The sequence below is a fragment of the Candidatus Tisiphia endosymbiont of Nedyus quadrimaculatus genome, from assembly GCF_964059235.1.
In the GTDB taxonomy this organism is placed as follows: domain Bacteria; phylum Pseudomonadota; class Alphaproteobacteria; order Rickettsiales; family Rickettsiaceae; genus Tisiphia.
Map to the genome: position 1 here is coordinate 1,140,443 of NZ_OZ060452.1, position 20,054 is coordinate 1,160,496.

Annotated in this window: 18 protein-coding genes and 2 pseudogenes; 4 read left to right on the forward strand and 16 right to left on the reverse strand. The window is 33.3% G+C overall.

Annotated features, from left to right (window positions below):
* Positions 1 to 212 precede the first annotated feature (212 nt).
* A complete protein-coding gene (locus AB3211_RS05460) occupies positions 213 to 1,325 on the forward strand; it encodes an AAA family ATPase (RefSeq protein ID WP_367363888.1) in 1,113 nt (370 codons plus the stop codon).
* 55 nt (positions 1,326 to 1,380) lie between these two features.
* Here AB3211_RS05460 and istB (AB3211_RS05465) read toward each other — a convergent pair whose 3' ends face one another.
* The 7 genes from istB (AB3211_RS05465) to thrS all read right to left on the reverse strand — a co-directional run bounded on the left by istB (AB3211_RS05465) (position 1,381) and on the right by thrS (position 9,783).
* On the reverse strand, positions 1,381 to 2,130 hold the full coding sequence (istB, locus tag AB3211_RS05465; RefSeq protein WP_367363705.1) for an IS21-like element helper ATPase IstB: 750 nt from the start codon (positions 2,128 to 2,130) through the stop codon (positions 1,381 to 1,383).
* On the reverse strand, positions 2,130 to 3,626 hold the full coding sequence (gene istA, locus AB3211_RS05470) for an IS21 family transposase (protein WP_367363704.1): 1,497 nt from the start codon (positions 3,624 to 3,626) through the stop codon (positions 2,130 to 2,132). The genes istB (AB3211_RS05465) and istA (AB3211_RS05470) overlap by 1 nt, the downstream gene beginning before the upstream one ends.
* Positions 3,627 to 3,786: 160 nt before the next feature.
* A complete protein-coding gene (locus tag AB3211_RS05475; RefSeq protein WP_367363889.1) occupies positions 3,787 to 4,149 on the reverse strand; it encodes a hypothetical protein in 363 nt (120 codons plus the stop codon).
* Between the two features lie 309 nt (positions 4,150 to 4,458).
* Positions 4,459 to 5,526, reverse strand: coding sequence for a peptide chain release factor 1 (prfA, locus tag AB3211_RS05480; RefSeq protein ID WP_367363890.1), 1,068 nt, complete (start codon positions 5,524 to 5,526; stop codon positions 4,459 to 4,461).
* Between the two features lie 164 nt (positions 5,527 to 5,690).
* Positions 5,691 to 6,938 carry a pyruvate dehydrogenase complex dihydrolipoamide acetyltransferase gene (locus tag AB3211_RS05485; protein ID WP_367363891.1) on the reverse strand — a complete coding sequence of 416 codons (1,248 nt, stop codon included), beginning with the start codon at positions 6,936 to 6,938 and terminating at the stop codon, positions 5,691 to 5,693.
* 8 nt (positions 6,939 to 6,946) lie between these two features.
* On the reverse strand, positions 6,947 to 7,402 hold the full coding sequence (gene infC, locus AB3211_RS05490; RefSeq protein WP_341753490.1) for a translation initiation factor IF-3: 456 nt from the start codon (positions 7,400 to 7,402) through the stop codon (positions 6,947 to 6,949).
* Positions 7,403 to 7,869: 467 nt separating this feature from the next.
* Positions 7,870 to 9,783 (reverse strand): threonine--tRNA ligase, encoded by a 1,914-nt coding sequence (thrS, locus tag AB3211_RS05495; protein WP_367363892.1) that lies wholly within the window; start codon positions 9,781 to 9,783, stop codon positions 7,870 to 7,872.
* A gap of 240 nt (positions 9,784 to 10,023) precedes the next feature.
* On the opposite strand from thrS, the gene AB3211_RS05500 reads away from it, so the two are divergent.
* The gene (locus AB3211_RS05500) at positions 10,024 to 10,635 is read left to right on the forward strand and encodes a hypothetical protein (protein ID WP_367363893.1); all 612 of its coding nucleotides are present in this window, start codon (positions 10,024 to 10,026) and stop codon (positions 10,633 to 10,635) included.
* A gap of 40 nt (positions 10,636 to 10,675) precedes the next feature.
* Here the strand turns inward: AB3211_RS05500 and istB (AB3211_RS05505) are convergent, their stop codons facing one another.
* Both istB (AB3211_RS05505) and AB3211_RS05510 read right to left on the reverse strand, forming a co-directional pair.
* The gene (gene istB, locus AB3211_RS05505; protein ID WP_367363760.1) at positions 10,676 to 11,509 is read right to left on the reverse strand and encodes an IS21-like element helper ATPase IstB; all 834 of its coding nucleotides are present in this window, start codon (positions 11,507 to 11,509) and stop codon (positions 10,676 to 10,678) included.
* Positions 11,510 to 11,516: 7 nt separating this feature from the next.
* A complete protein-coding gene (locus AB3211_RS05510; protein ID WP_367363894.1) occupies positions 11,517 to 12,515 on the reverse strand; it encodes a Mu transposase domain-containing protein in 999 nt (332 codons plus the stop codon).
* Positions 12,516 to 12,620: 105 nt separating this feature from the next.
* Here AB3211_RS05510 and AB3211_RS05515 point away from each other — a divergent pair, with 105 nt between their 5' ends.
* The gene (locus AB3211_RS05515) at positions 12,621 to 13,064 is read left to right on the forward strand and encodes a transposase (RefSeq protein WP_367363895.1); all 444 of its coding nucleotides are present in this window, start codon (positions 12,621 to 12,623) and stop codon (positions 13,062 to 13,064) included.
* Here AB3211_RS05515 and AB3211_RS05520 read toward each other — a convergent pair.
* The 6 genes and pseudogenes from AB3211_RS05520 to istA (AB3211_RS05545) all read right to left on the reverse strand — a co-directional run bounded on the left by AB3211_RS05520 (position 13,029) and on the right by istA (AB3211_RS05545) (position 18,614).
* A complete protein-coding gene (locus tag AB3211_RS05520; protein WP_367363896.1) occupies positions 13,029 to 13,343 on the reverse strand; it encodes a transposase in 315 nt (104 codons plus the stop codon). The genes AB3211_RS05515 and AB3211_RS05520 overlap by 36 nt on opposite strands.
* Positions 13,315 to 14,205, reverse strand: coding sequence for an IS982 family transposase (locus AB3211_RS05525; RefSeq protein ID WP_367363772.1), 891 nt, complete (start codon positions 14,203 to 14,205; stop codon positions 13,315 to 13,317). Before AB3211_RS05525 ends, AB3211_RS05520 begins: the two co-directional genes overlap by 29 nt.
* A gap of 90 nt (positions 14,206 to 14,295) precedes the next feature.
* Positions 14,296 to 14,754 (reverse strand): hypothetical protein, encoded by a 459-nt coding sequence (locus AB3211_RS05530; protein ID WP_367363897.1) that lies wholly within the window; start codon positions 14,752 to 14,754, stop codon positions 14,296 to 14,298.
* A gap of 1,537 nt (positions 14,755 to 16,291) precedes the next feature.
* Positions 16,292 to 16,489 (reverse strand): annotated as a pseudogene (locus tag AB3211_RS05535) (ATP-binding protein); the annotation flags it as partial.
* 73 nt (positions 16,490 to 16,562) lie between these two features.
* Positions 16,563 to 17,144, reverse strand: a complete 582-nt coding sequence (locus tag AB3211_RS05540) for an ATP-binding protein (RefSeq protein ID WP_367363898.1) — start codon at positions 17,142 to 17,144, stop codon at positions 16,563 to 16,565.
* Positions 17,145 to 18,614 carry an IS21 family transposase gene (gene istA, locus AB3211_RS05545; RefSeq protein WP_367363899.1) on the reverse strand — a complete coding sequence of 490 codons (1,470 nt, stop codon included), beginning with the start codon at positions 18,612 to 18,614 and terminating at the stop codon, positions 17,145 to 17,147.
* A gap of 162 nt (positions 18,615 to 18,776) precedes the next feature.
* On the opposite strand from istA (AB3211_RS05545), the pseudogene AB3211_RS05550 reads away from it, so the two are divergent.
* Positions 18,777 to 18,908: pseudogene (locus tag AB3211_RS05550) on the forward strand (IS5/IS1182 family transposase); the annotation flags it as partial.
* A 265-nt stretch (positions 18,909 to 19,173) separates the two neighbouring features.
* On the opposite strand, the gene AB3211_RS05555 reads toward AB3211_RS05550, so the two are convergent.
* Positions 19,174 to 20,049: an aminoglycoside phosphotransferase family protein gene (locus AB3211_RS05555; protein WP_367363900.1), complete on the reverse strand. Its 876-nt coding sequence runs from the start codon at positions 20,047 to 20,049 to the stop codon at positions 19,174 to 19,176.
* Positions 20,050 to 20,054: the final 5 nt, after the last annotated feature.

Below are 20,054 nucleotides of genomic sequence, written 5' to 3' on the forward strand. Positions count from 1 at the left end.
ATTTTGGGAACCATTATATTTCTTCTTACATTATTTGTTGTAACAAGGTGTATAAATCTCACAACAAATTCAGCTCTTAATTTGCATTATACTACATTTTGATAGAGCCATTAAGAGATATATTATAATTTTATAGCAAAAATTTTGCTAATTAGCTATTAGTGGAGAATAAAAAAGGAGTATAATAATAGATATTAGAAAAGTAAGATTATATGACAGAAGAACAAACCAGTAATAATATTAATTACCAACCAAGAATGTTTGTTGGTACCGATGACTTCAAAACATTATTACTAAATAGTGATGTATTTGTTGATAAGAGTCTAATGATCAAAGAATTATTAGAAGATAGTGGAGCAGTCACCCTAATCACCCGTCCAAGACGCTGGGGGAAGAGCTTGAATATGGATATGGTTAGGAGATTTATGGAAATAGAAGTGAATGCACAAGGTCAGCCTCTCCCGCAAGAACAAAGGGTGAATTATAAGCTGTTTAGCGGAGGAGAAGTGGATTTGGGGTTAGCAAGTGGTAGAAAAAAGTTACTTAAACCACTTAAAATATCTGAGTATCCAGATATTATTTTAGACTATCAAGGTCAATTCCCAGTTATTATTATAAGTTTTAAGGGCGTTAGAGGAAGTAGTTATGAAGAAATTGAAAGTAAAATCAGATATCAAATAATTAAGTTATTTAGCAATTATCGTTATTTAAAACGTTATGTAAGTGAGAAAGAATATTTGTTGGAAGAAGTGGAAAAAGAGCAATTAACTAGATATTTTACTGGAAAGTTTAACAAAGTAGAGCTTGAAAATAGTTTAAAATTTTTAAGTGATTTACTTTATAAACATTTTAATCAAAAAGTTTACATACTAATTGACGAATATGATACGCCAATTAATAGTGCATATTTAGAATTTGGTCATAAAGAAGAATTTAATCAAGTACTTAAACTATTCCGTGCAATATTTGGCAATAGTCTTAAAGGCAATGATTCATTACAAAAAGGCATAATTACTGGTATCTTACGGATTGCTAAGGCTAATTTGCTTTCAGATTTGAATAATTTGACTGAGTGTAGTCTATTAGACAAAAAATTTGCAATCCAATATGGCTTTACTCAATCAGAAGTTGATGAGTTGTTTGGTAAAATAGGAACTAATACCAACGCAGAGCAAATTAAAAGTTGGTATAATGGTTATAATTTTGGTGGAGAAGTTATTTATAATCCATGGTCAATTATGCAATGTTTATCAAGAGAAGGTGAACTTGAGTACTATTGGATTGACAGTGGTGGGACTGATTGGATTGATCATATATGTCAATAAGCGTTGAAAAATGACCCAGGAAGAGCGTTGAAAAATGACCCACATAAGTCTAGAACTATTGTTTTTTTTTCATACGATAACTTTCATTTCCCGTTTCAATGATATCACAATTATGACAAACTCTATCAAGTAGCGCTGAAGTCATTTTATTACAACCAAATATTTGTGACCATTCTGAGAATATAAGATTAGTAGTAATAATAATTGAAGTGTTGGAATGTATTTTAGATAATAGATGAAAGATAAGTTGACCGCCATTCTTAGAAAATGGTAGATAACCAAGCTCATCTAGGACTAGTACATCTATTTTTTGCAAGGAAGCTGCTAGTTTTCCTACCTGAGCAGAGTTCTTTTCATATTCTAATTGATTAGCAAGATCTACAAGATTAAAAAATCTTGATTTATAACCTTTTCGTACTGCTTTTGTACTTAATGCAATAGCTAGGTGAGTTTTACCGCTACCAGTACCACCAACTAGGATTATATTTCTAGATGTTTTAATAAACTCGCAACTATATAGATGCATAATTTGTTCTTGGTTTATTGGGGTATCGATAAATATGAAATTATCTATATCTTTTTTCTCAGGAAACTTTGCTGCGCTAATCCTACTTTGAATAGACCTAAGAGTTCGTGTTGTTAGTTCAGATTTTAATAAATTATGTAAAATATAATTCGAGGCTTCTTTACGCCTTATGGCATCAGATATAATTTCATCATAAGACTCAAGCATCCCTGTAAATTTTAGCTTTCTCATAACATTTATAATATCTTCTCTAGTAGATTCTTGATATACATTGTTCATTACTTACCTCCTAACTTGAGAAAATTATCGTATATCTCACAATTAGCTTTCGGGATATGTTTTAAAGTATGATATTCTTGGTAATTACTTGGCTCTGTTACTTTTAACTCATCTTTATTACGTAATATAATATTTAAAATTACCTCCTTACTAACAGTTCCTATTTTTAGTGCTTGGGTGCATGCTGATACTACTGCTTCTATGGATTCCATTGCTATATACGATAATATATGAGCAAAATCTCTTGTACCTGCTGGGCTGCTCTCAAGACGTCTTCTAACTTCTATGAGCTCTTCTGGTAAATTCATATTAAGGAATGGTTCACCATTTCTTAATGCTCCGGGTTTATACCTTAATATTGGCAGATAATGATTGACGTCATAACAAGTTTCTCCCTTAGTAAATTTCCGTTTATGACGACCTACCTCTTGACCATTATAAATAAATACTAGATGTTCAGCATATATCTTACATTGTACTATTTTCCCAGCACAACTACAGTGAACGCTATAATTATTGCTTTCATATCTAGCCAAACAAGTAATAGAAACCTTGATATCTATTTCTTTGCAACCGTTAAATAATACAGGCACGGATACTAAAAAATTACGTTCTAGTTGATATGCTTCATCTATAGTCTTATCTTTATATTCGGGGTGTTTATGAGAGCTATTATAAGTAACTAATCTGCTGGTTAATATATCGTTTAATTCTTGCAAGGTTAAAGCTTTTGGCATAGGAGTAAAGAACTGTTCCCGGTCAATCTGTACTTGTCGCTCAACCCTACCTTTTTCATTACCTCGAGCTGGAGAACATGCTATCGGTTCAATGAGATAATGTGCGCAGAGCTTTTCAAACTTTGGATTCCATTCTCTATTATTAGAGCCTTTTAAAACCTTACTGACAGCAGTCTTCATATTATCATAAATCCCTTTAGTTGGACTACCACCAAAAAAAGTAAAGGCTCTAACATGTGCATCAAATACCATCTCTTGAGCTTCAGTAGGATAAATATAGATAAATTTTTTACGGCTATAACACAAAACAAAGTGAGCTACTTTAACATTTATTATTTCTCCAGCTAATATTACTTGCTCACTACTCCAGTCAAATTGGTAAGCTTCCCCAGGAGCAAAGGATAAAGGTACGCAAGCTTTTATATTAATCTCAAAATTTCTATCATTCCAAGTGTTAATATAACGACTAACAGCAGAGTAACTGCCTTGATACCCATAAATCTTTAACTCCTCAAATAAAGCTTTCCCTGTTTTTTTAGGCTTTGAATTCTTATTATCCCGCAACATCCTCTCAAGACTCTCAATATATTTCCCGAGTTTAGGTATAGGTTGAATTATTCGTATATAATCAGATTTAATCTCTCCTTGCGTACGAATGATACTTCTAACTGTATTACGTGATATATTTAATTCTCTACTTATTGAACGTATACCTTCTCCACGACGATAACGTCCTAATATCTTTCTCTTACTTTCCATTATTAACATCTCTGATTTTATACTCCTATTATTTATTCTGAAAATAATAGAAGTATAGGTTGATAATAATGGATTAATAACGTACTACTTTTCCCACTTCTTAGGTGGGTCATTTTTCAACGCACATTAACCCATTTAGTGGGTCATTATTGCACGCTTTTTAACAGATAGATAAAATATTACGGCATTTTAGGTTATGTTTGACCGTAGTAATCAAAGTGTGATAAATGAACCCACTTATTTGTAATTCTATTAGACATTGTTTAACCCGTCTTTGGCACACTCTTAGCTCTTTCTCGAAAAAATAATAGCCTTCTTGTAATTCTTGTGTATTGTTGTAGCTATCAGTTTTCGTGCAAGAAACTATCAAAGATAGAAGTTGAATAGAAGTTTTACTTAATTGTTTACCACAATTATTGGTAAGATTTCGCCATTCAGGTGGGACAAAATTACCAACTATATTATAGAAAATGGTGTTTGGATTTTCAATTAAGTTGTCGGAAAAAATTAACGATTCTGTCATATTTCCTCCCCGTGAAAAACGGTTAAAAACAGACTATTTTGTATGTCAAATTTGGGGAATTTTGATAAAAAAACACTACAAAAACAGTATAGAATTTTTTTAATGAAATTATCAAATAGTTGGAACGGTAATATATATACTGGTTGGAAGGAAATTTTTAAAACACACCCCCTGTTCTTATCCCGAATTCGCGTGATTAGTATTACTCCGTCATTGCGAGACCACGTGAGTGTAGTGGCAATCCATTATTCATTAGATTGGATTGCTTAGTTGGCTTACGCTTCCTCACAATGATGAGTAAGCTATAATTTAAACTTCTGAAAGTTTTCTTGCTTCATCAGCCGATATCAAAGCTTCAATAAAGTCATCTAATTGCCCGTTTTTTACGATATCCTCTATTCTGTAAAGGGTTAGATTAATTCTATGGTCAGAAACTCGACCTTGTGGAAAGTTATAGGTGCGAATTCTTTCTGATCTATCACCAGAACCAACTTGGCCTTTGCGTACCTCGGCTCTTTCCATATCCTTTTTATATCGCTCTGCTTCATAAATTCTAGAACGAAGAATTTTCATAGCCTTAGCTTTGTTTTTATGCTGTGATTTTTCATCTTGTAATGCAACGACAATACCAGTTGGTAAATGGGTAATCCTTACCGCTGATTCTGTGGTATTTACGTGTTGTCCGCCGGCTCCCGATGCACGATATGTATCAATTCGTAAATCTTTGTCATCGATCTTAACATCTACATCTTCTGCTTCAGGCAAGACAGCAACAGTAGCTGCAGAAGTATGTATCCTACCACTTGACTCAGTCTCAGGAACTCTTTGCACCCGATGGACGCCTGATTCGAACTTAAGTTTAGAGAATACATCTCGTCCTTTAATTAGTGCTGATGCTTCTTTATATCCGCCAATACCAGTATCAGAGATTGATAATATTTCAAAACGCCAGTTTTTTAATTCTGCGTATCGGTGATACATATTAAATAAAGTTGCAGCAAATAACGCCGCTTCTTCTCCTCCGCTACCAGCTCTTACCTCAATAATAGCATTTTTTGTATCAGCTTCATCTTTTGGCAACAAAGAGAGTTTTACTGCCCTTTCTAATTTAGGCATCAGGACCTCTAAACGATGCACCTCATCATATATCATCGTCTGTGTATCATTGTCCAAATTTGCTTCTTGAGCCATCTCTTTGATGTCGTGCAATTCAGATACATATTTATTATATTCATTAATTGTTTGAACAATAGGCTCTAGCTCGGCATATTCCTTCGATGATTTTATAAACTCATCTCCGACTATACCAGTGGCCAACTTTTTCGATAATTCTTCATGTTTATTCAAGATTTTTGCTAGATTATCGGAAAAACTCATAATTTATTCTATATTTATAATGGAATGAGGAGTACTCTGTTACTTTGAAGAATTGATATTACATAGCTAACCTAAAGAAGGTTCTAGCCATAGTAATAGAATTGATGTCACCCCTGTGAAAGCAGGGATGACAGTGCTTTTAGCCCAAACCTTCTTTAGGGTAGTTATATGAGCATTAACGCAGGGCTCTCCATAAATTTTTTAAATGAAGCTAAAAATTTAGCTCCAACAGCACCATCAACAACTCTGTGATCAGAAGAAAGAGTAACATCCATGATAGTAGCGACTTTTATCTGATTATTTTCAACTATTGAACGTTTTGAGCTTGCTCCTATTGCTAGGATACAGCTTTGTGGCGGATTTATTATAGCACTAAAGTTCTTAACACCGTACATACCTAAGTTAGAGACGGAAAAACTTCCTCCCTGAAATTCTTCAGGAGTTAGTTTATTATCTCGAGCCTTTTTTATAAGAGTTTGTAATTCTTGCGATAATGTAATTATATCTTTTTGATCGGCATTTCTGACTATAGGCGTTATAAGACCATTATCAATTGCCACAGCAACTGATACATCAACATTATTATAATACCGAATAGCAGACTCATCCCAGCTAACATTTGCTTCCGGTACAGCTTTTAAAGCTTTTGCCACTGCTAAAATAACAAAATCATTAACAGTAATTTTAATTTTTCTCTCGTCTATAAGCGATTTATTTATATCTTCTCTAATATCCAATAACTTATCCATGTTACATTCTATTGAGAGATAGAAATGCGGTATGGTTTGTTTAGATTCAAGCAAACGTTTAGCAATAATTTTACGAATATTATTATTGGGGACGCACTTGTACTCCTCTTTATTTCTGTTCACCGCCCTAATCTTACCACTATTTGTGGGTAGCACTAAGTATGATAACACATCTTTTTTTATTATTCTTCCATGAGGTCCACTACCTTGAATATTTGACAGATCGATATTATCAATAGCAGCTAGTCTTTTAGCCAAAGGCGACGCATATATCCTACCTAAAGCTTTCACATTCATTGTTTGAGGTTGCTGATCGTACTTAACCGCCTTAGTTTCTTCTATAGATATTATTGGTTCTGTAGATGGTTTAGCAGAATTATCACTACTTGCTATAAAACTATCCAATAAGCTTGCATCTTCACCATCTTCAAGTAATACAGCGATAAGCGAACTCACCGGCACATTGTCTGTACCTTGTGCTACAATTATTTTAGCAAGAATTCCCTCTTCTACAGCTTCCACTTCCATAGTAGCTTTATCTGTTTCTATTTCCGCTATAACATCTCCTGGAACAACTTTATCTCCTTCTTTTTTAAGCCATTTTGCAATATTTCCTTCAGTCATAGTTGGAGATAAAGCTGGCATTAGAATTTTAATTGGCATAAATAGTTCTAATTAGTTGGTATTTTGGTTGGATCAGGGCTGACTAACATAATTATCTGTTTACCTTCCATTTTAGGAGCAGAATCAATCTTAGCTAAGCCCTCTAGTTCTAACGATATGCGGTCAAATAACTTCATACCAATATCATTATGGATAATCTCTCTGCCTTTAAACCATAGAGAAATTTTTACTTTGTCACCTTCCTTCAAAAAATCTTTGATCTTGCGAAGTTTCACATTAAAATCACCTTGACTAATGTTTGGCTTAAACTTCATTTCTTTAAGGACAACAACCCTTTGTTTTTTCCTACTGTCTTGGACACGCTTTTTACTCTCATATTTAAATTTACCAAAATCCAAAATCTTACAAACAGGTGGCTCGGCATTTGGTGAAATTTCTACCAAATCTAAAGCAACTTTTTCTGCACGTTCTAAAGCTTCCCTAATATTAACGATGCCAAGCATCTCACCATTTTCATCGACTAAACGAACTTGACTAGCCCTAATTTCCCTATTAGCCTTAGGAAAATTACTATTTTTAATTCCAGAAATAAAACTTCTCCATAATTATTGTTTAAATAAAAATCATCTTTAGCATAACCTTTCCTAGTACTACAGTTGTAATTACTACACAGATCTGTCATTCCCGCGTAGATCACATAGCCCCGATGTCATCCCTGCGAAGGCAGGGATCTAAGAAAAGTAGATCGAGGTACTGTTGAGCATTTCTAGACCCCTGCTTTCGCAGGGGTGACATCACCTCTAATGGGGATGATGCTAAGCCTACTATTAATTTATTACATCAAACTGAGATTACCATACTAACGTTAGCGTTTTAAATCCCGCCGTAGCTCGGATGACATCATTTTGACGTTAGTACTACAACTGTAGTACTAGGTTTATGCTTTTTTAAATTGCCTTCCTTCTCCTACTTACATTAAATAGCGGGTATTCTGATCTTTAACAAGATTTACTAGATTTTGTAGAGAAATAATTTCTTGTTGATCAGATCCGAGTTGTCTTATAGTCACAGTATTATTTGCCAGTTCTTGTTTACCAACAACAGCTATTATAGGTACTTTATTATTAGAAAAATAGCGTATTTTATAATTAATCTTTTCAGGTGAAATATCGACATCTGACCTTATTCCTTCACTAATCAACAATTTGTGTACTTCCAGTGCATAGTCATTTAAGTCACTTGTAATGGTGGCAATAGCTACTTGTACAGGAGCTAACCATAAAGGAAAACGTCCAGCATATTCTTCAATTAATATGCCAATAAACCGCTCAAAAGAACCAATTACAACTCTATGCAACATTACTGGTCTCTTTTTCTCACCGCTTACAGTAATATAATGAGCGTCAAGACGTTCCGGTAAAACAAAATCAACTTGCAAAGTACCACATTGCCATTCTCTACCTATTGAATCTTTAAGACAAAAGTCTAGTTTTGGTCCATAAAACGCACCATCACCCGGATTTAATATGTAAGAATAACCGGCTTCTTTTACTGCTTCTTTTAGAGCATTTTCTGCTTTATCCCAAACTTCATCGCTGCCAGCTCGTATTTTAGGACGATCTGAGAATTTAATTTTAATATCAGAAAAACCAAAATCTTTATAAACCTCGGTTAAGAGGCTAAAAAATTTTACTGTCTCACTGTTAATTTGTTCCTCAGTACAAAAAATATGTGCATCATCTTGTCGAAAAGCCTTTACTCTCATCAAACCATGCAATGCACCAGATGCTTCGTTTCTATGACATAAACCAAATTCAGACATACGTAACGGTAAGTCTCGGTAACTCTTGATACCTTGTTTAAAAATCTGCACATGACATGGGCAGTTCATTGGCTTCATAGCTAGTGTTTTATCATCAGCGAGATTTAGAGCAAACATATCCTCTCTAAATTTTTCCCAGTGACCAGAAGCTTCCCACAGGCTTTTATCGACAAGCACAGGAGTTTTTACCTCGATATATCCAGTTTTTCTGATTTTATTTCTGATATATTGCTCGATAATGCGATATATACTCCAACCTTTATCATGCCAAAATACCATACCTTGAGCTTCTTCCTGAAAGTGAAACAATCCAAGCTCTCGACCTAATTTTCTGTGATCACGCTTTTCTGCTTCTTCAAGCATATAAAGGTAGTTGTCTAACTGTTCTTTTGTTGCCCAAGCTGTCCCGTAGATTCTTTGTAGCATAGGATTCTTGCTATCACCACGCCAATACGCCCCAGCCACTTTCATTAATTTAAAATGTTTGATGAAACCAGTTGACGGAGCATGCGGACCACGACAAAGATCAATAAAATTACCTTGCCGATATAATGTAATATCCTCACTTGCCGGAATTTCTGAAATTATCTCGGCTTTATAATGTTCACCTATTGATTTAAAGAATTCTATGGCTTGATCACGGTTCCATACTTCTCTAGTGATTTTCTCATTTCTTTTAACAATTTCATGCATCTTTGCTTCTATCTTAAGCAAATCCTCAGATGAAAAAGGTTTATCTTTAGCAAAATCATAAAAAAAGCCATTTTCAATAGCAGGTCCTATGGTAACTTGGATATCTGGGAATAATTCTTTAGCTGCCTCTGCTATTATATGAGCGGCATCATGACGTATTATCTCTAAACATTCAGGATCTTTATGGGTCAGAATCCTTACATTACAATCAGATTCTATAGGTAAACTTAAGTCCTTTAGTTCATTATTTATTTCAATAACCAAGGCATCTTTTGCTAAAGAAGTAGAGATTTTACTAGCTATCTCCAATCCCGTAATATTTTTTTCAAATTGTTTTTGCGTTCTATCTGGAAAAGTAATATTAATCATTTTATTTTATCTAATTTTAGCACCTTCATATTAGCTTGTTAATAGTTTATATTCAACTTAATTTTTAGGTTGTGAAGATTTCTATTTAATCTCAATTCGATGTAAAACATCAGTTTAATAGCCTAGGGGTGTTATCCCACAACTGTCGAAAGTTTGAAGGTAGAGCGGATTTTAGAGGATTTTCATAAGTAAAAAAGTAGATATAATCAAGTATTAGTAAACATAAAGAGGCTAATACAAATGAATATATCGGAAATAATGAATTTAATAGATAAGGAAAAATTAGAGGAATTAGGAACATTATATAAAGTTGATAAAATCAATAACAAAATTACAGGAAAATTCATTGTTAAAAATTTTGTAAAATGCGTTCTTATGAAAAGAGCTGTTAGTTTACGCTCATTAGAGATGCTATGTAATAATAGCAAAGAATTGTCTGAGTTGTTAAAATCAAAAAGACCAAACAAGAAGCAAGTAGATCATAGTTCTATTGGTAAGAGGTTGGAAAGTATAAACGTTAAATATTTTCAAGGAATTTATGAAGATTTAGTAAATAAATATAACAATAAATTTGCAGGAAATGATAAACAAAAATTTAATATATTTGATTCAACAATTATTAGTTTATCTAGTAAATTATTGAAAGATGGTATAAATGCTGGAGGGAAGGAAACAGCTAGGCATATTAAGATTAGTGTTGGATTAAAGAATTCAATACCAAATAGTATAAGATTTTGTAATGGACAATCGGAAGTCAGCGAAGATATAGCATTAGTTAAAGCGATTAACGAAGCTAAGATAGAAAAAGAAGATGTATTGCTGTGTGGCGACAACTATAATTACCGAAAATAGACAACTATAATTACCGATTTTTTGGCAAAAAATTTAGCAGTTAAATTACATTTTTATTCTCCTTTTTATTATTCTGTTTTTCTAATTTTTTAGCCACTTGTTCCTGAGAATTTTGTTGGTTGCCTTTAGCAGTTTTAATTCTATAACTTTCAGCATTCAATTCCAAAATAGTAGAGTGATGAACTAACCGATCGATTGCAGCATTGGTAGTCATTTCGTCTTTAAAAATCTGTTGCCATTTTGAGAACACTAAATTACTGGTAATTACCACACTTCTTTGTTCATATCTCTCGGCTAGCAATACAAACAATACCTCCGATTCAGATTTCTCATACGGAATATAAGAAATATCATCAATTATTAATGCTTCAAATCGATCTAGCCTCTTGATAAACTGGTTCAGACTAAATTTATTTTTGGCAATTAATAATTCTTGCACTAAACTTGCGGCAGTAAGATATAAACATTTCCTACCACGTAAACACCACTCCCTAGCCAAAGCCATTGATAAGTGGCTTTTTCCGGTACCAGGATTACCGAAGATTAATAGATTCTCACTACGCTCAATAAAATCACCTCCACTTAAATTCTTAAGCAAACCAGGATGAAGGTTTGGTATCCTGCTAATATCAAAGTCAATTAATAACTTATTCCTTGGTAATTTTGCTGATTTAATCAGCTGCATTATAGTTCTTTGATACCTTTGCTCAAGCTCAATTTGAACTAGTTCTTGCAAATAGTCTATCGGACTTAGTTGACCTTTTATAACCTGTTCAGATATCTTTTGGTAAACATCACGTATCGCTAGTAAATTCAAGCTTTCAAGCATAGTATCTAATGTTTTACTAGTATCTAATTTACTATTGTTTATCATAACTTCCTCACGCTACTACACTGAGTAAGGAGTCATAATCTTCTAATGATGGTAAAGTAACTTTTACATCAGATACTACCACTTTAGAACTTTTAAGTAGTTCTTGTACTTCCTCATATGATGGAGCTACCTTATTATTTATCAATAGCTCTAAGGCTATCTCTACCTCACTCTCACTACCAATTGCCGCTAGTTGTAGGATTTGTAGATATTGTTTTGTACCATTTACTGGATAATGTTTTATTAACATATCATAAGCTGTTCTAAAAATGGTACTAGGAAATAAATGCTCCCGATAGTAATAATTAGCAAATGCTCTAGGTTTTCGTAATAGGCTAGTTATAATATGGCGATAATTAATTGATGCTTCCTTTTTACTATCTTTAATTTGCGGCATTGTTTGAACCAATGTCTGACCGTAATAAAGCTTTATTTCACCTTGATAAATATACGCTCTAAGAGTGTAGCCAATAAGTCTACTAGCTACAGAATAGCTGACTTTAAAGATTCGCACAGTGCTGAACTGGGAGACTTTAACCTCAATAACTATAGGGGCATAATATTTCTTGTCAGGTAGTGGCTTTAGTAATTTTATCTCTTCCTCAAGCCTATCACAGCGTCTAGAATTACGACTAGCAATTACTGCCCTAATAAAGGATTGATAATCTGCAAGCTCGGCAAAATTACTTGAGCCTCGTAACATCAATTGTTGCCTAATAGCATTCTTAAGCAAATCATGACTTTTTTCTATAGAACCATTTTCGTTACTTACTCCAGGATTATTACGACTGGGTGTTACGCCATAATGCTCCATTACTTCCTGCCAACGTTTGGTAAATATTCTTTTAGAACCACAACTTTGCGTTGCTGCTGTCAAATTATCAGTTCGATGTTCAGGGGCAACAAAACCCAAAGCCCAAACTGCCTCATCATAGCCTTTACTCAATGATTCAAAACTTTCGCTATAACAAATGTCAGCATATTCCCAACGTGAATATGGTAACACGTCAGTTCGGGATAAGATATAGATGAAATAGTAATAGATAAAAGGATTGTCAAAAAGGAGTGCCTGCAGTATTTATATTTTTAAACAAAAAAACAAACTACAGGCATGAAAAAAGATATCACAGAATTATATAGTTTTATAGATGATTTTTGTAAAATTTATTTGGAGTATGAACAGAGAAATCGCTGTTGTAGCATGAGTTTAAGTGAAATGTTAACAATAATAATTATGTTTCATACATCCTATGCTAAGAATTTTAAATTTTTCTATAAAAGTTATATAGAGTGCATGCATAAGGATGATTTCCCTAAAGCCTTGAGTTATAATAGATTTGTTGAATTAATGGCACGATTATTCATACCGCTAAATATGTTGATTCATTTGTTGTTTGGTGAGGAAACAGGTATTTATTTTATTGACTCTACAACGATTAAAGCTTGTCACAATAAAAGGCGTTATAGCAATAAAGTTTTTAAAGGATTAGCCAAACATAGTATACTAAAATACATTGAATTAGGTGACAAAGAACATAGAAATAGCTTCGAATAATTTACTAGTTTCTGTTATCTTATTTTTAATCCATTTTTTCATATTAGCCCAAAATTTTTCTATTGGATTTAAGTCTGGTGAATATGGGGGTAAAAAAATAACCTTACAACCTACTGATTCTATTAATTCTTTCGTCTTCTTTGATTTATGGAAACTAGCATTATCTAGTACTACAACCTGTCCTGCTTTTAATTCTTTAATTAAAAACTTCTCAACCCAATTATTAAATAGTTCTGTATTACAAGTTACGTCAATTCGGGATAAGGATATTGAGAACATGTAGATTAAAATCAAATTTTGTTGAAGGTTTATTTTTCTTTAATGAATAAGCAACAAGAGTAGATAATATATGGACAAAGGCATTTATTGGTGATCTATGTCTAGTATGTTCAAGGTTCATTTTATTTTTTAGATAATCAAAAACTGTTTCAATTAAGTTACGCTTTCGAAGTAAGATTTTTTCTTTCAAATCCATTAATTTATTTTCCATATTCTTCTTAATTCCATGAATCATTTTTAAGCCTCTTTCATATAAATTTAAGAACAAATTTTGCTTAATATAACCTTTATCAGCTGCTATAATTCCAGTTAATCTTTTTGTTAACTCCGGTACTGGAACCCTATCATCTACATTGCCTTTGGTCACTTTTAATGCCATAAACTCCCCTTTATTATTGATTATTACATGTAATTTAAAACCATAAAAATACCCCATAGAGGATTTACTATGTTTGGCTAATCCTTTAAAAACTTTATTGCTATAACGCCTTTTATTGTGACAAGCTTTAATCGTTGTAGAGTCAATAAAATAAATACCTGTTTCCTCACCAAACAACAAATGAATCAACATATTTAGCGGTATGAATAATCGTGCCATTAATTCAACAAATCTATTATAACTCAAGGCTTTAGGGAAATCATCCTTATGCATGCACTCTATATAACTTTTATAGAAAAATTTAAAATTCTTAGCATAGGATGTATGAAACATAATTATTATTGTTAACATTTCACTTAAACTCATGCTACAACAGCGATTTCTCTGCTTATTTGATGGTAATAACTTTCTCTGTTCATACTCCAAATAAATTTTACAAAAATCATCTATAAAACTATATAATTCTGTGATATCTTTTTTCATGCCTGTAGTTTGTTTTTTTGTTTAAAAATATAAATACTGCAGGCACTCCTTTTTGACAATCCTTTTATCTATTACTATTTCATCTATATCTTATCCCGAACTGACGTGTAACATAAAATGAAATAGTAAATGATTAAATTGTTGTCCAGATATGGTAATTGCCAAATCATTCATTACCGTATAATCAGACTGACTTTGCTTACCTGCTTCTAGCTCCTGACTGAAAATCACTGCTTTTTCAACTCCATTGGTAGCTCGCCAATTACGTATTAACCGCTGTAATGTTCTCTCATGACTATTATTAAATTTGTTTGTTGTGTCCTGACTAATGAGATAGCTAAGGATAGTTTTAGCTTGAAGTCCCGGTGATTTGGACAACATATCTTCAATCGCTAACCAATCTTCTTCAAAAACGTTACTTCTGGTTTTCCAGTGTCGAATTTTTAAAGCCTCGCTTGGTATTTTGTTAGATAATAGATACTTCCTTGCAGTTTTAGAACTCATACCACTTTTAGCGGCTGCTATTCCCTTGTTATATTTGTGACTCATTTGCTTTAACCTTATTATTTGTTGAGTTGTACATGTCATCTGTGAGATTTAACCTTAGATAGTGGGGCATTTAAAAATCCCTTAATCTAATCTATTTTCACTTCAGATGTATCAAAATTTACTCACCAATTTTTCGGTAATTATAGCTGTCTATTTTCGGTAATTATAGTTGTCGCCACACATGTATTGCTATTTGATAGAGGAGTGAACGCAATTTGTGTCCTCACAATGATACTATTTTTGTTATTGTTCTGCACCCTTGGAATCCTAATACTCATAAGCTTTTCTCCTATAATTTTAATTAACATTTTAGCAATTACTTCGACTTAATATATTAGTCAATTTTTCGTGAAAATTGAGGAAAATCCCCAAAAAAACACTATGAAAACACTATGAAAATATTGTTTTTAAAATCATACTTTTAGTTGTACTATTATTATAATAGTCAACAAAAATAGGTTAATTTAAGTACTTAATTAATGTTAATGTTTCTATATAATTATATTAAATAATTATGTAACAATTTAGTTTATCTAGCCCCTGTGAACAAAATTTAAATTGTCTATATTTTGAGTATTTTTAAGCGAAAATTAATAAGATTTTTGCCATAATAGTTAATCCTATTTCAAAAAAATCTTATAATTTGCAGCTAAAAAGTTAAAATAGAGTAATTTAAATTTTGTTCAGAGCTTAGATATATGATACCAGTTCATTTCATCTTCCTAAAAATACAATAACCAAAGCTATCCAACTGAAAGCTCAGAACAGCAAAAATGTTAACCCTAGAAAACTATAATAACAATTTTACTGCCTGTTATTAGATTAACATTATTCTGAAGAGCCTAAAAAATTTTTTAATTTTATTAAAAAATCCCCTTTACTCTGCGGAAAAATAATTGTATTTATGCAAGACGATACTACGTGGTGTAGTGTCAGCACCGAGGTTAGAAGACAATCGAACAAATTACAATCTAACCTCAGTGTCTATTTTTCACAAAACAAAAAACAGGATTTTACTCTATGCCCTCCTATATTAAAAATCAATGAAAAATTACTTAATTTAAATAAAAAATACCAATAACATCATCAGTGCAAACGCTATTGAAACTAATAATATAATTAAGGTAGATATATGACAACTTTTGACTTAGCTTTTACTCAAAAAGCTGTAAGTAAAGTGATTCTTTCTAAAACTAAACAAGATTTTTATAATTGTAAATTGTAATCAGCTATTGACCCCTTTAAGGGAAAAATTGTAATGAAAATTGACCCCCTAAATAAGTAACAATATCTCCAAAAAATTAATATTTTTAATATTTTTTTAAGGAGTTTTTAAAAGGGTGTTTATAGTGGAAACAATTGGAAGAATACGTAGAATGTATTACGTTGATGGCAAAGCAATTAAAGTGTAAATTGTAATCAGCTATTGCCCCCCCTAACCACATAAAAAAATTAGTTAATTTTGGTTAAAATTCAGATAGAATTTTCTAAAATCATTGTAATTTTTAATTAATACCGTAGTCTATTATTTTAATCTTTAATCTACATCTTTCCCTCCTCTAAAACTTTTATTACCAGTTTCTATGATTTGACAATGATGTGTCAATCTATCGATAATTACTTTTGTTGCCTTAGCATTACCAAACATATCATTCCATTCTTCAAATCTCAAATGGGTAGTAATGATCACTGAAGTTTGCTCATACAATTTAGCAAATAACTCAAATAACAGGAATCTAGCTTCGGCTTTTATTGGTATACTGCTCATAAATGAAGAGTTGGTAGACGAAGATCAAAATCAACAAGTGCTAGGAGTGTCCAAGCCGAGGAGTACAGCGTACACTAGTACGTGAGCACCGCAGGTCTTGGACAACGCAATTGTTGATTTTCATCGAGTATACATAGCCTAATTCATCTACTACAATCAGATGGAATCTCTTAACTGAATCGATGAATTTGCTTTCATAATTATGGATTCTAGCATTAAGCAATTGGCTAGCTAATTCATTTAAAGTATAAAATCTTACCCTGTAACTTTTTTCAATGGCGGTGAACGCCAAACCAATTGCTAGATGAGTTTTTGCAGACCCAGAACCACCTATGAACATGATATTCTGATGATTATCAATCACTTTTTGTATATCAATATTTTCAACCAATTTAGCTTGGCATGTATCTGATAGTAACTTTATGGTTGGGAACTTAGCTAGTTGCAACCTATAACCTAGCGAGCGTGACTTCTTATATTCACACTCTGCTTCAAGAAGTTTCTTTAACACATCATACACACTAGTAGTAGGAACATCATTTGTTAAATTACTTGACTCAGCTAACTGCATCTTCATACCGACTAAACCTAATTTATCTAATAACAATATTAAGTCTTTCATTTAATTTACCTCCGTTGTTAAATGCAACTTGCTATAAATACTACAATCAGCATCAGGAGGATTTTTTAGCTGAATAAACTCAGTCTCTTGGATATCTAGTTTCATTGCTGGTTGCAACAAATATTGCTCAACTAATTTAGAGCTACAGCCGCCAGCAGCAATTGTTAGGTTACAAGCATTTGTTACCTTTTCTAATCCATACTTATTAACAAGTAGCAGGATATCTATAAATTGTTTATCACCATCCTTGTAAGTCTCTAACTTATTTCGTAGTTTGCCAAATATCTCAGGTAACAAACTCATTAACTCTTTGAACGGTCCACCATTACGTAAAGCACCGGGTTTACGTTCTAGAGCTGCTATATAGTGCCATGGATTATAATTCTTCTGATAGCGTTTAAAACTACGAACATGCTCTGCAATAATCTTGCTTTCATGTAAAATCACTATTTGCCAAGCATAGGATTTAATCTGTACGCTAAGTCCCACATATTCACACGGAACACTATACATATTGCTGTCGTATTGTATTAAACTCAAAGGTGATACGGTCGTTGGATGTAATCTATAACCGGTAAACTGCCCTCTATATCCTATTAAATATGCCTTCTCTTCCTCATATATTTCTAGAATCGTTCTTTCTGTAAATTCAGGATGTCTTTTAGTTTTAGCCCACTCTATAGACATCTCTCTTAGCTGAATGTTAATAGCTTCATAACTATCTCCTTTCAATATTGGAGTAAAAAAGTTACGTCTAGTGTCTCCTACTTGTTTCTCAACCTGTCCTTTCTCCCATCCTGATGCTGGACTACAGGCAAGTGGCTCAAATAAATGGTGAGAGACCATTTGGATAAACTTCTCGTTAAATATACGATCCTTGCCAATCAATATTTTTTTGACAGCCGTCTTCATATTGTCATAAATACCATTCTTACAACAACCAACAAAAAACTTGAAAGCTTGATCATGGGCATCCATAACCATTTCCAGCTGCTCATTAGGATAAACCACTACCAAAGAATAACGACTATAGCATAGCTTTATTCTCGCTGCTTTAACTCTAATAACCTCCCCATTTAAACATATTTCTTCCTCTCCCCAATCAAACTGAAACGCTCCTCCTAGCTCAAAATTTAGTGGAATAAAAACTTGCTTACCTTTTGCTTCATGATCTCTTCGGAATCTTCTAACTATTAGATTCACAGATTCATAACTACCTTGATAACCTGATATCTTCAGCTGCTGATGTAATTTCTTGGCAGTCATTCTACGCCTGACTGGTTCTTTGATATTTTCTGCTAATAGCTGATTCAACATCGCAAGATATTCACCTAAAACTGGCTTAGCTTTACTATATTTAGCTAATTCAAACTTGGTCGCATCACTGCGTATAACTTTTTTAACAGTATTTTTTGATATATTAAGCTCTTTGGCAATTGCTCTAATTGCCTTGCCATCAACATGATACATTTTACGTATCTTTGAAATTGATTCCACGATAAACACTCCCTAAAAACTCCTACAAATTATTAACAAATTATTAATTTATGTAGGAGCTACTATTTCTTTTTAGGTGGGTCAATTTTCTTTACAATTCTTGCTCTAAATACGTCAATAGTTCATTACAATTTACAACGACATTTAATTGAGTGCTTATTTGGTAAAATCAAACATTTTAGGCGTATATTTTCTAGATTTGATAAAGCTCCAGCCACTTTTTTAGCTTTTCTAAATTTCGTTGGAACTTTAATATGGTTACGTTAAAATTTTTGTCAACAGAACCTAGACTTAGTGGATACAAACATACAAAACACTCTGCTCCTCCAGGTATAAAAACTATGTGGACAGCTCTGAAAATTTTTTATCCAATCACACAAATGTTTTATTTGATGTCAACTAAAACTTAAGGCTAATTGTCAGCTTCTAATGAGGGGCGTAAGTGGTAACGCTTACGTCTACTCTCTAATTACCATGCTGCTAGGGTTGATGTCATCGAAGGTGCTTAGAATAATAATTATTTTTATATTGTTTAGTTATGCCTGTAATCTGTAAGCACTTCATCAATAATACGCCATGATTGTGTGACTTCTGCAGCATTTGTACCCGGGAGGCCTGCTGCTACAATCAAGGCCTTCCATAATGTCCATGCACGACCGCGAACCCAAGTGCCAGCATCTAACTGAAGCATTGTTCGAAAGATTTCCCGACTTTTTCCTTGAAACAACGTCCAAGTAATCGCCAAATCACAGGCTGGGTCGCCGATCCCTAGCCCTCCAAAATCAATGACAGCACTTAACTTTCCTTCTTGCACTAACAGGTTGCCGGTGCTGAGGTCACCATGAATCCATATTGGTGAACCTTGCCAAGTAGTAGTAAGAGCTTCTTCCCAAATTTTAGTAGCAGTGCTGACATCGATCTTGTTACTTAATGCAGAAATTGCTTGTCGTGTTTCAGTGTCGTAGGTCGTTAGAGATCCACCACGATAGAAGTTATGTAAGCCTGGTAGAGGTCCGTCCGTGGGATCAATGCTTTGCAGAGCGATGAGAAATTGTGCAAGACTGGTTGCGAAGTCACCTAGGTCGGATATGTGTGCAGATGTAGCAGTTTCGCCCTCAATCCAGCGGTAAATGGACCATCTCCATGGATAGTCTTCACTAGGTTCTCCCATTGCTACAGGCACTGGAATTGGAAGTGGCAGCAAAGATGCCAATCTAGGCAACCACTTTTGCTCTTTTTCTACCTGTATTGTATAGCTCTCAGCACTTGGCATGCGTACAAGCATGTGCTTACCCAAGCGAAATGTTCTGTTGTCCCAACCACTAAGTTCAACCGGTTGAACAGGCAAATCTCTAAATTGTGGAAACTGGGTGGCTACTAGGCAACTCACAAGTTGGCTGTCTATCATTAGTT

Excerpts from the sequence above, each read along its gene's own strand:
- AB3211_RS05555 (WP_367363900.1), bottom strand. The coding sequence starts at position 20,049 with ATGATAGACAGCCAACTTGTGAGTTGCCTAGTAGCCACCCAGTTTCCA.
- prfA (WP_367363890.1), bottom strand. The coding sequence starts at position 5,526 with ATGAGTTTTTCCGATAATCTAGCAAAAATCTTGAATAAACATGAAGAA.
- AB3211_RS05500 (WP_367363893.1), top strand. The coding sequence starts at position 10,024 with ATGAATATATCGGAAATAATGAATTTAATAGATAAGGAAAAATTAGAG.
- istA (WP_367363704.1), bottom strand. The coding sequence starts at position 3,626 with ATGGAAAGTAAGAGAAAGATATTAGGACGTTATCGTCGTGGAGAAGGT.
- AB3211_RS05485 (WP_367363891.1), bottom strand. The coding sequence starts at position 6,938 with ATGCCAATTAAAATTCTAATGCCAGCTTTATCTCCAACTATGACTGAA.
- istA (WP_367363899.1), bottom strand. The coding sequence starts at position 18,614 with ATGTATCATGTTGATGGCAAGGCAATTAGAGCAATTGCCAAAGAGCTT.
- AB3211_RS05540 (WP_367363898.1), bottom strand. The coding sequence starts at position 17,144 with ATGAAAGACTTAATATTGTTATTAGATAAATTAGGTTTAGTCGGTATG.
- infC (WP_341753490.1), bottom strand. The coding sequence starts at position 7,402 with ATGCTTGGCATCGTTAATATTAGGGAAGCTTTAGAACGTGCAGAAAAA.
- AB3211_RS05525 (WP_367363772.1), bottom strand. The coding sequence starts at position 14,205 with ATGAAAAAAGATATCACAGAATTATATAGTTTTATAGATGATTTTTGT.
- istB (WP_367363705.1), bottom strand. The coding sequence starts at position 2,130 with ATGAACAATGTATATCAAGAATCTACTAGAGAAGATATTATAAATGTT.
- AB3211_RS05530 (WP_367363897.1), bottom strand. The coding sequence starts at position 14,754 with ATGAGTCACAAATATAACAAGGGAATAGCAGCCGCTAAAAGTGGTATG.
- istB (WP_367363760.1), bottom strand. The coding sequence starts at position 11,509 with ATGATAAACAATAGTAAATTAGATACTAGTAAAACATTAGATACTATG.
- thrS (WP_367363892.1), bottom strand. The coding sequence starts at position 9,783 with ATGATTAATATTACTTTTCCAGATAGAACGCAAAAACAATTTGAAAAA.
- AB3211_RS05515 (WP_367363895.1), top strand. The coding sequence starts at position 12,621 with ATGAAAAAAGATATCACAGAATTATATAGTTTTATAGATGATTTTTGT.
- AB3211_RS05460 (WP_367363888.1), top strand. The coding sequence starts at position 213 with ATGACAGAAGAACAAACCAGTAATAATATTAATTACCAACCAAGAATG.
- AB3211_RS05475 (WP_367363889.1), bottom strand. The coding sequence starts at position 4,149 with ATGACAGAATCGTTAATTTTTTCCGACAACTTAATTGAAAATCCAAAC.
- AB3211_RS05520 (WP_367363896.1), bottom strand. The coding sequence starts at position 13,343 with ATGTTCTCAATATCCTTATCCCGAATTGACGTAACTTGTAATACAGAA.